The sequence below is a fragment of the Paenibacillus sp. GL_099_B genome, from assembly GCF_057835695.1.
In genome coordinates this window covers 3,317,514-3,328,602 of the sequence record NZ_CM174430.1, presented here as the reverse complement: position 1 = coordinate 3,328,602, position 11,089 = coordinate 3,317,514, and the positions used below count along the sequence as shown (strand labels likewise).

General features: G+C 45.0%; 9 protein-coding genes and 1 pseudogene. 2 read left to right on the top strand and 8 right to left on the bottom strand.

Annotated elements, in window-relative coordinates; genetic code table 11:
* Positions 1-63: 63 nt before the first annotated feature.
* Positions 64-252, bottom strand: coding sequence for a hypothetical protein (locus AC3ITG_RS15295; protein ID WP_489254254.1), 189 nt, complete (start codon positions 250-252; stop codon positions 64-66).
* A 297-nt stretch (positions 253-549) separates the two neighbouring features.
* On the opposite strand from AC3ITG_RS15295, the gene AC3ITG_RS15290 reads away from it, so the two are divergent.
* Complete coding sequence (locus tag AC3ITG_RS15290) at positions 550-1,353, top strand: MurR/RpiR family transcriptional regulator (RefSeq protein WP_489254253.1); 804 nt, start codon at positions 550-552, stop codon at positions 1,351-1,353.
* A gap of 49 nt (positions 1,354-1,402) precedes the next feature.
* Here the strand turns inward: AC3ITG_RS15290 and AC3ITG_RS15285 are convergent, their stop codons facing one another.
* The 5 genes from AC3ITG_RS15285 to AC3ITG_RS15265 form a co-directional block, all read right to left on the bottom strand.
* A complete protein-coding gene (locus AC3ITG_RS15285; RefSeq protein WP_489254252.1) occupies positions 1,403-2,116 on the bottom strand; it encodes an N-acetylmannosamine-6-phosphate 2-epimerase in 714 nt (237 codons plus the stop codon).
* 5 nt (positions 2,117-2,121) lie between these two features.
* Positions 2,122-3,696: a glucose-specific PTS transporter subunit IIBC gene (gene ptsG, locus AC3ITG_RS15280; protein WP_489254251.1), complete on the bottom strand. Its 1,575-nt coding sequence runs from the start codon at positions 3,694-3,696 to the stop codon at positions 2,122-2,124.
* A 263-nt stretch (positions 3,697-3,959) separates the two neighbouring features.
* Positions 3,960-4,313 (bottom strand): hypothetical protein, encoded by a 354-nt coding sequence (locus AC3ITG_RS15275; RefSeq protein ID WP_489254250.1) that lies wholly within the window; start codon positions 4,311-4,313, stop codon positions 3,960-3,962.
* Positions 4,314-4,404: 91 nt separating this feature from the next.
* On the bottom strand, positions 4,405-4,593 hold the full coding sequence (locus tag AC3ITG_RS15270) for a hypothetical protein (RefSeq protein WP_489254249.1): 189 nt from the start codon (positions 4,591-4,593) through the stop codon (positions 4,405-4,407).
* A 167-nt stretch (positions 4,594-4,760) separates the two neighbouring features.
* Complete coding sequence (locus tag AC3ITG_RS15265; RefSeq protein ID WP_489254248.1) at positions 4,761-5,909, bottom strand: GntR family transcriptional regulator; 1,149 nt, start codon at positions 5,907-5,909, stop codon at positions 4,761-4,763.
* Positions 5,910-6,215: 306 nt separating this feature from the next.
* Between AC3ITG_RS15265 and AC3ITG_RS15260 the strand changes: the two genes are divergently transcribed.
* Positions 6,216-8,270, top strand: coding sequence for a GxGYxYP domain-containing protein (locus AC3ITG_RS15260; RefSeq protein ID WP_489254247.1), 2,055 nt, complete (start codon positions 6,216-6,218; stop codon positions 8,268-8,270).
* Positions 8,271-8,366: 96 nt separating this feature from the next.
* Here the strand turns inward: AC3ITG_RS15260 and AC3ITG_RS15255 are convergent.
* A pseudogene (locus tag AC3ITG_RS15255) lies at positions 8,367-9,649 on the bottom strand (glycoside hydrolase family 125 protein).
* 163 nt (positions 9,650-9,812) lie between these two features.
* Complete coding sequence (locus tag AC3ITG_RS15250) at positions 9,813-10,961, bottom strand: glycoside hydrolase family 76 protein (protein WP_489254246.1); 1,149 nt, start codon at positions 10,959-10,961, stop codon at positions 9,813-9,815.
* Between the last annotated feature and the right edge of the window lie 128 nt (positions 10,962-11,089).

Here is an 11,089-nt window from a genome sequence, read left to right as displayed (position 1 = left end):
GTTGTCTTTGTAACCAAATGGAGCCTGTCCCGAATTCCAGGACGAATCATCGTATGAAGCACGCTATTCCGATTGTAGATCCTGACCCTGATCGAAATAATGCCAATTGGCATTACGCTCTAACAGCATCTCAGGCTCCGACAATGATGCGGCTTGGGCTGAATTAACTCCCCCAAATCCCGCAAGCCATCCGAATACTAAAGCAATCGATAACAGGATGGATAACATCTTTTTGTAGAGGTGACTGATCATAATTCTCTCCTTTGTATGTATGATTGGTTGGCTTATGTAAATCCAAACAGGCCTAGCATAACAAGAGAAGATCAGCATCCGGTTAGCGGGAAGTAAAACTTATGTAAACTCTTACATTTATTTGACTTATAATATGGATAAGGTTTTTAGTTAACATAATAATTAATATGGTTTTTGCTCCTATTTGGATAAAATAAACAGACTATTTTTAAAGGTTTGATGAATTGGCTTTTAGGAAGTAGACTAATGAGGATAGACTATACAAAAGTTAACATGTTCTGGGAAAGGGGAATCATAATGTCATCCAGTGTCATCGACATGCTGCAGCTTGAATATCAACGTTTTTCAGTGAAAGAAAAGGAAATAGCTGATTATGTGATGCGCAATAAAACATCCATTAATAATATTAATATTAGGGATCTGGCTGCTTACACCAATGCTTCCATGTCAACCATTACTCGATTTTGTAAAAAAGTAGGTTGTTCTACCTTTGTAGATTTTAAAATTCGACTTAACCGTGAAGTGGATCAACCCCGCAATCAAACGGATTTCTTTATAAGAACACAGCAGATCCACAATGATATCATCAACGCAACCGCGGAAATGCTGGATACCGACAGAATCGAACAAGTGGTCCAGTACATAAAAAAAGCTCGCAGAATCTATGTCTATGGTTTGGGAAGTTCAGGTTTATCTGCTTTGGAGTTCAAATACAGACTAATGCGGATGGATATCGTCATTGATGCGGTGACCGATTCACACATGATGATTATGAGTGCTTCTCTTTTGGGGGAAGATGATCTGGTCATTGGTTTATCCAATTCAGGACGAACATTAGAAGTCAGTGATGCCTTAAACGCGGCCAAAAAAAGAGGAAGCAAAGTTGTTGGAATTACTAATTTTGATCACACACCCCTGTCTGAAGTCTCGGATTTGTGCATTTTCACACCGGATATCGGGCGAACCGGAGATGTGAACTTCATCAATAGCCAGTTGGCTATCATTTACATCCTGGATGTGATTTCACTTCTATTACTTGAGGATGAACATTTACTTAGTGCGCGGCAGCAAACGTTAAAAGCTCTTTATTCTGCTGAATAACAAAACAGCCAACATGATTCGTTGGCTGGTTGTTGTTTCCTCCTTTTTATTAGACAGAAGGAGAAGGCTTTTTCAATTTTGCAATTTCAGAGACAAAACGTTCCGTTATTTGTTGAGGACGCGTAATGGCTCCTCCAACAACAACACAATAGACTCCAGCTTCCAGACACGTTGCTGCCATCTCCGGTGTCATGATATTCCCTTCCGCAACGACAGGCGTTTGTACGCTAGTTAGAATTTCTTTCAAGGCTGCAAATTGATTATCATACAGCTTAAGCCCTGCTGTCTCCTCTGTATAGCCGACCAATGTGGAGGAGATCAGGTCAAAACCAAGTCGTTCTGCATTGACGGCTTCCTCTTTGGTTGAAATATCCCCCATTAATAGAAGTTGAGGATGTTTGGTGCGAATTTCATGTACGAATTCATCCAATGATTTACCGTCCGGCCGTGCACGCAAAGTTGCATCAACCGCAACAATCTCTGCATGGACCTCGGCAAGCTCATCCACTTCCAAGATCGTTGGTGTAATAAATACGGGATTGGTTTCGTAGTTTCTTTTCACAATACCTATGACGGGAAGATCAACCTGTTCCTTGATCTCTTTCACATCTGCCGCAGTATTCGCCCGAATACCGATCGCTCCCCCCTCTTTTGCTGCGATTGCCATGCGTCCCATAATCAGCGAACTATGAAGTGGCTCGTGCTCCAAAGCCTGACATGATACAACGAGACCGCCTTGTAAACCTAATTTATCTAAATTCATTGCAATTACTCCGTTTCCATAATTTCTTCGATTTCATTTTTGATCACGGTAACCTGAGGGCCATAAATAACCTGCACTCCGTTACCGACAAGTACTACCCCTTTGGCTCCAGTAGCTGTAAGTGCATCCTTTTGAACCTTCTCGATATCCTTCACGGATACGCGAAGCCGCGTTGCACAGCAATCCAATTCGTTAATATTGTCTGCACCGCCAAGTCCATTCAGAATAGCGATGGAACGTTCTTCACCTTTCGTTGATACGGGTGTATTGGAGTGCTGACTTGGCGTTTTGGCGTCTGGCTCCGATGTTACCTCTTCCTCACGTCCCGAAGTTTTTAAGTTGAGCTTAACGATCAAGATTCGGAAGGTGAAGTAATAAAGGAAGAACCAGACCACACCGATGATGGGAACAATAATCCAGTTCGTTTTGGCATTACCCTGAAGTACCCCGAATAAGATAAAGTCGATTAATCCACCTGAAAAAGTCTGACCGATTGTAATCTCAAAAATATGTGAAAGCATAAATGCCAAACCATCAAATACGGCGTGAATGACATACAGGATTGGAGCAACAAACAGGAATGAGAATTCCAGAGGCTCCGTAATTCCTGTTAGGAACGAAGTGAGTGCCGCAGACAACATCAATCCGCCAACTATTTTCTTACGTTCAGGCTTGGCCGTATGATAAATAGCGAGGGCCGCACCGAGCAAACCAAACATCATTGTGATAAAACGTCCTGACATAAATCGGGATGTTCCCGAGAAGAACTTCTCGGTTGCAGGGTCTCCCAGTTGAGCAAAGAAAATATTCTGTGTTCCTTCGTAAACTTTTCCCGCAACCTCCATTGTTCCTCCAACTCCCGTCTGCCAGAAAGGCAGATAAAAGATGTGGTGCAAGCCAAGTGGACCCAGCATCCGTAAAACAAATCCGTAAAACAGTGTTCCGATATAGCCTGTTCTATCGACCAAACTGCCAAGCTGTGCTATGCCGAGCTGGACGGTTGGCCAGATCAGGAACAAAGCAATACCAATAAAGATGGCCGCAAAAGATGAAACGATAGGAATGAAACGTGAACCTCCAAAGAATCCTAAGAATTGAGGAAGTTCTATTTTGTTGTACCGATTATGAAGCCATGCGGTAACCAATCCGACGACGATGCCTCCGAGTACACCGGTTTGCAGCGTTTGGATTCCGAGTACCATGCCTTGACCGGCACTAGCCAAATGATCTGCGGCAAGTTTCCCCGAATTGACCAGCATCGCATTGATCGATGCATTCATGACCAGATAGGCCAGTCCTGCTGCCAAACCTGCTGTACCTTTGTCCGCCCTGGCAAGTCCGACGGCTACACCAATGGCAAAGATCAAAGCCAGATTATCAAACACAATACTTCCTGCACTGCTCATAACCGTAAACACTTGCTGTAACCAAGTGATTTGCAAAAATGGATACGAGTTAATCGTATTGGCGTTGGACAAGGCCCCTCCAATCCCCAGTAATAGACCCGCCGCTGGTAAAACAGCAATAGGAAGCATAAACGATTTACCAAACTTCTGAGCCTTCTCAAAATATTGCTTCACAGTGATATCCACCTCTCTAAAACTATTTTCATTTACATATTAATTATGAAAATGGTTTTCGTCAACATAAATTTAAATCGCTTTCATAACGTGTGAGGTCTGAATCATTTGATGAATAACATGGTTCAAATATAATTATTTCCAGCTTAGCTAAGCTCAGTCTTTTTTGTTCAATGCAAAAAAAAGCCGCCAATATGGCGACTTTATTGTGTTCATATTCTTCCCCGACGATTCCAAACCCTAGACCTGAATCGTGCATTATTTTAAATTTTAGTTACAAGTTTTACCGACCCATTCATGCCCGAAGGTAGTGATGACTTTCCGTATAGATTCTCCAGTGTATTAGCCACATGAATGTCGATTACATTATTACCTCGCACCATATAAGACGTGACATTCCAAACCCCAGTTACTTGTTCGGATTCCACGGTTAATGTTGTCTGATCTTCTATAGCAAATGAACCAATCAGATAAGCAGGAAAGGAAATGGCTGGCATAGGCTTCAGCAATGAAACTGTGAGAACTTCGAGTTCATTCTCGCCCTTCACCAGGTTATTTGTAATGTCCACACCAGCGTAATGAATATCTTGCCACAGTGATGGCCAGAGTGCTTTCAACCGTACTCCATTAACAAAGATTTCAACATTACGTCTGCGTTGGAGGAAACCAATATGCGATGGAATTTTTTGCTCCATCCAGATAGCTGTTCTAGGTCCCCCAAGCAACTCCTGTCATCAAATGGACCACATATCCTTTTTCTTTCCACCTCAGAATGCGTTCCTGCATCGACTCATCAATCCCGTAAACCATCACAAAGTCAGTCTGCAGATCATAATCGGGATGGTAAGCAGCAGATTCTTGAAATCCGGTACGCTCTTCCTTTCGATCTCTCGCCATCTTCTTAACCTCCCCAGCTCGTATTTGATTTGGGTTGCAATGTATGACTATCCATCATTTTCTAGACTATAATATATGATATGAATATATTCAATATGTTTTTTATACAAACATAAAAAAAACCTTCTCCGCTTCTCTCCGGAAAAGGTTTTCTTTTCTTGTGAAAATTAAGCTTGAGGAACCGTTCCGGTGGTTTGACGTACGACCAGTTCGGGTTCAATCAGCATTTTGCTATAACTTTTCGCTTCCCCATGACCACGTAATACTTCAAGTAATTTAGCAGCCGCCCGATACCCCATATCCCGCTCAAATTGCTTAACATGGGTAAATATACTGAATTCCTCCACGATTGAGGTGGGATCATCGAAGCTTACAATCGATACATCTTCAGGCACTCGAAGCCCTGCTTGCTTGGCCATTTGATAGATTTGCACACCTAACCTGCCGTTAAGCGAAACATAGGCTGTGACCATCCGGTTTTGGATATATCGATACAAAGGGTGGGCTTCCGCTTCCTTAAGTTCAGTTAGCGGTTGGAAATCCGTGATCATATGAGCGGGATTGATTAACGCGCCTTTGCCTTTTAAAGCCTCAATATAACCTTCAATCCGCTCCTGAACCGTAACTGTCTGAAGGGGAGAATCCGAGCAAATAGCGATATCCCTGTGTCCCAGCTCCCATAGATGCTCCACAGCTAGCCTTGTGCCCCGTCTGCCATCTGCCGCAATATAATGTGTCTCGACCCCTGGCAAATAACGGTCCATCAGTACAAAAGGAAAACCCGAGAGCTTCATGCCGAGGATCTCCTCGTTGTAGTTCTCTTCATCCACAGGAAAGATTAATAGACCTTCTGCCCCAAGCGCCTTCATTTCCTTGATGACATCCTTCTCTTTATCCACCTTGCCATGCGTAAACATGATCATGCTGCGATATCCTTCGTCACGCAAGGCTTGCTCAATTCCCTCAACGAGCCGGATGGCAAAATAATCATGGATGGAGGGCACAATGATGCCAATCATTCCTGTAGACAGTGTCCCCTCTCTGCCTTTCATTGAGTTCGCTTGCGTTGAGGTCATAGAAGCACTATCCGCTTCTTCAGCTACAAAACTGCCTTTCCCCGGCACACGCGCAATTAACTTTTCATTTGCTAATCCGGTCAAGGCATTGGCAACTGTAATTTTACTGACCTGAAACTGATCCATCAGTTCCTTCTCTGTCGGTATGCGATCACCGGGTTTCATATTTTCTTGAGTTATGACATGTCTGATATAGTCCTGGATTTGTTGATACAGTGGAATTCGATCATTTGTACTCATTTTGATCACATCACCAATTCATTCATAATATTTGAGATATATAATATATCCTTTCACCTGCAAGTGCAATAAACAAGCTGAGCTTATCTGCAGTTGCAAAGAACATCTCCTTGATATCATCGCATTTAATATGCCTGATTTCCAGGAATAATGGGAAGTTTTGTCGAACCCCTTGTAAAATTATATATGAATATATTTAATATGTGTTGGATAGAGATGTGTGGATTGGCTTTTGACCAAAAAAGGAGGGTGGGTATTACGAAGGCACAGCTCTAATTCTTGACAATAACAAGGAGTGAATTCGCCATGGCTCGTAGGTTCACGATGCTCTGTTTAGCACTCATATGCGCTTTTTCATTAACCGCCGGCGCTGCTTCAGCTTCGGAAACGGATGTACAGACAGCCAAACCTGATGGGTCCAAACACCGTGAACTGCCAAGTTTCAAAAAACCGAAACATTTGGATGCAGCCGACATCTATGATGCGCCAGGTGACATCAAATTGTTGCTGGGAACATTACAGGGAATCGTTAACAGAGAGCAACCCCGAATTTATCTGATTGAGTCCCAGGAAGAAGGAAAATTGACCTGGCTTAAGGACATCAAGGTGCCTTACACGCTTCATCAGGATTATTGGGAAGTGTTCTCTGCTTATCGCGACGAAGTCAAAGGCATGGTTGTATATGATCCCCAAGTACCTGATACGATCAACGTAGCAACCACGCTCGCAGGACTGAAGAATGTTGTGGTTGCCAGTCCCGAGTTAGCAGTCAAATTGTCCAAAGCCCCTTACAAATTGAAGATTGTGGATGACCTGCGGGGTAAATTCAATAGTCGGATAGATGCCTATACCTGGCAATATGAGAATCTGTGGAAGAAAACGAACCACCAGATGTTAATTGGACTTGATCCGGATACAACGATTCGCATCCCTTCCGGGATGCCTGAATCCTTTGTTACGATAACGGAGGAAAAACAACAGATTCGAGATGCAAGCAACCGTGATACGTATTCCCTAGATCTTTCTACACTCTTGGGAAAATCTTCAGTATATCTCCGATTTGATGACGCCTTTACTCAAGATGGCTGGGGACCGGCTGTACATGAGGTTACGGTTAAGGCGGATGGAAAAGAGATCGCTAACTTCATCGCAGGAACACCGGAAGAAGAACAATTCCTCTATGACAGACAGAATTCCAAGGTTGCTGAAGGAGAAGGCGGCCACCGTTTCGCCGATAATGGCAATTATTTTGTTTATGAATTCAGTCCTCCTGCAGGTACTCAGAACCTGACGGCTGAAGTGGACATGTGGAATCAGTATAAAGTATCCGCGGGTAATATCCGCCCTCTCTCCGCTGAGCAACGGGAGCCCTATGCATATTTAAGGGATTATGCAGTCGCTAATAAAGCGATGGTATTCTGGTTGGATTCCAATGTGCCTGAGCAAAAAGCACTCTTCGAGAAGATCATGTCTGACGTAAAACCGGGAACTCCTTACCTTGGCTGGTTTAGCAATGATGTCGAAGGTGAGTTCAGCTCCGTTGAGATCGCATCTCGATATGGTGTCTATGTTCTCGCTGCCGATTGGTTCAGCAACCTGACTGTTTTCTCGGGAACTAAGCCGAAACTCACCCCGGTGAAAAAATCTCCGCGACCTGCGTTGGAGAACAAAATCTATGTAACGTATACCTTTACGGAAGGCGATAATTTTCAGTATAACCAGCATCGCATGCGTGTGATGTGGGATGATCCGGCTAGGGGTAAGGTTCCGATTAACTGGACTTCAAGCCCGCTTCTCTACGAAGGTGCACCAGCAATATTGAATTATTATGTGAACACAGCAACTCCGAATGATCTGCTGATCGCAGGACCGTCCGGTGCAGGATACTTCTATCCGGGGGCATGGCCCGACTCAAGCTTCCGGCAATTTTTGCAGCAAACCGAAAAATATATGAAAAAGACCGGCATGACCATTCCTTATGTTTTGAACCGTGTAGACAGTGAGAATGTACCTCTCACGCCATTTAAAGCCAAGGCTTACGCGCAGGATTATAATGCACCCGGCTTATTCATCAGCTATGAAGACAACTACGGTGTGGAAATCGTTGACGATAGCCTGCCCGTATCCACAATTCGTGGAATAAGTACGGTGCAGGACGGATTACAGGTGCTGAATGAAGCGAAAGCGAATTGGGATGGCAAGTCCCCGTTGTTCGTTTCTCTTGGATTGCTTGCATGGAGTACGACCCCATCCGATGCACTGGCGATCACTGAAGAACTCGGAACAGAATTCAAGGTCGTTCGTGCTGATGACTATTTCTCCTTAATCCGAGAAAGTTACCACTTACCTGTTAGCAAGTAATAACCTTACTTATAATGAATCTGCAGACGCATAAAAGCATCGTACCCCTGATATATGGGGTACGATGCTTTTTTCGGATGAAACCACACCACTGATTTACCGTTTAACAGTGACACCGGAACATAACAGCACCAGTTCACAAAACATCATATTAGCCCAGGAAAACCAAGGGCGAGTAAATTCCTCCGGTCGATCCACATGAAATCCCTCATGCATAAATCCGGTTCCTCCGTCTGTTGCAAGCAGCAGCTCCAGAAGACGCTGCTGTACTGCAGTATCCTTTGCGGTCATGCCTTGCATCGCCAGCGCAATATGCCAGATGTATTGATCCGGTGTATGAGGACTACCAATGCCAGATGCCGCCGCCCCCCGGTAGAAGTACGGATTGCGCTCACTCAGAATAAATTGCCGTGTATTCACATAGACCGGATCATCTGCATTTGAATAACCCAGGTAAGGAATGGATAGCAAGCTGGGAACATTGGCGTCGTCCATCAGATTGGTCGAGCCAAGCCCATCCACTTCGTATGCATAAATGGAACCGCATTGATCATCCTCTACCACACCATACTGGTGAATACCCGCATTAATCTGTGTGGCAAGGTTCTCTGCCGCTTCTGCAAGCTCCTCATCCATTAGAATCTCCTAGCAATTTCTGTGACATATCGGAGTACAACCACTGCGAACATATTTGAAGGTACCAGATAACCGTACGTACAGGCATCATCACTCGGTCTGAAACCGGACCAGGTCATACCGGTATATCCCGTTTCCGACCCTCTGCCGTCTCGAATAAGGGTATCTGATGGCGGGCAATTGCTGCGCTCAAAAGTATAAGCGGAGTCCGTCTCATGTCGCTGCTCTCTCTTCCACAACTCGATAATCTGCCTTACACCTGCGCGGAATGTTTCATCCAAATGATCAATCCTGCCGGAATTCTTCCACAACAGATAACTGAGCTGGATCGGATAACATAGTGAGTCAATCTCGTATTTACGCTCCCAAATCCACAGGCTCATGTCGGTGGCATCATTCTGATGTCCTTTACCGTCGGCCAATTCATTGAAAGCATTCGCATAAGGATCTTGCAAAATATAATCAAATTGACGTCGTACCACGCCTTGAATCATGTCCCCGATCTCCGGGTCCTCTGATAGGACCAGGAAAGGTCTTACTTGTGCTGCAGAATCGCGCAGCCACATGGCGGGTATATCGCCCGTAATAACAAAAGTTGAACCGTCCTCCATGCGCTTTAAGGTGGTGTTCCAGGTGTTAGCCAAGCATTGCTCTAACATGTCTGCTGTACGCTCCGATTGCTTTTCCCGCACTATTTCCGTCAAACGTCTCATTGCTTCTGGGAGTTCTGTAATTGAATGCATTTTACGTACCCCTCTCATTGCGAAATATGATGAAAATCCCGTTCCCTATGATGGAATTACAGTCTCATAAAACAGCACCGCATGATCTTTCTCTTGGAAAGACTCATGCAGGTGCTGACCTCTAATAATTACTATCCTATTAACCTATCTTCCACTCAAACGGCTACTTTTTCACTGGTTTTTCCGGTTTACCTAGCTTATCCGCTTTGCCTGCTTCCAGCTTTGCAGCTCCTTCCAGCAGAAATACGCCGCTGAGCTGAGCGGTAAGGTCGAGTGGGTTCTGGGCTGATTTGCCCCAAGCCTGACCGAATAATCCAGTTTCCCGGCTGCCTTTCAGTAAGGCATCGGCATTGCGATAGACTGCCTTTTTCAGGCTCTTGTTATGCCCGATTTCGTACAACTCAACCATGTAGCGGATCAGTATGCCTTTGAACAACGCACCGTCCCCGTCCCCATCCTCTTTAAATATGCCAGTCTTCTCATCCGTTAAGGTCTTCAAAGAACCTGCTGCCGTTTTCTCGGCATCTTTCAAATACGTCTTCTTCCCTGTTATCCGGTAGAGTTCAACACCCGCTCCGATAAACGTGCCTTGATTGTACGTGAAGATCCATGCTTCATTCACATCCAGTGTGCCATCCTCCTTCAGCACCAAACCATCCGCTACCAGGCCCGTTTGCGGATTAACCAGATGTTGTTTCTCCCAATCATATATTTTTTTGGCCCATTCCAGATCCCGCGCATCGCCAAAACGTTCATACAGCCTTGCAGCCAAGATGGCGGCAGGCCCGTTGGAGCACGCATTTCGGTTATAACGCTGATCCTTTTTCCAAGCCATACCGCCAAGCTCATCTTCCCACCAGGCGGTCTTGATGTCATCCCACAACTCTAGTACGTATCCCTTCATCTCTTCACTGCCTGTTGCATCATACAGACGAAGCCCGGCGAGCGCGAGCCATTCCATATCATCGTAGAATTCATTGTGAAGTGAACCGTTGCGTGCAATGATACTGCGAACGAGTTCTTCTGCATCCTCAGTGTAGGCCTTGTCCCCTGTACGTTCGTATCCGTCCACCAATGCATCTACCGCATGAGCCTTCCACCAGTAATTCAAGGCATGTTCACCTTCTGGTGCTGATGGATAAGCATTATTCATCATTTTTGATGCATCGTTCCAGTAGTATTCATGCAGTTTCTCTTGTGACCACTGCGCCTGATCGGCATAGCGATTCTTGCCGCCGCTTGTTGCCCCCATGGTGGTGACCAGAATAATGCTGAGTACCAGCGTGAGGCTCACCATTTTCCTTTTGCTCATCAGATCCCTTCCCTTCTCCAGTCGACGTATAACTAACAGTTCACTCGTAAAGCAGTGTCAATCCCTTGCTCCAGCTCTGTTCGCGCCTTTCCCCTTCACCCCCTTCCACATTTCGCAGGCAGAACGGC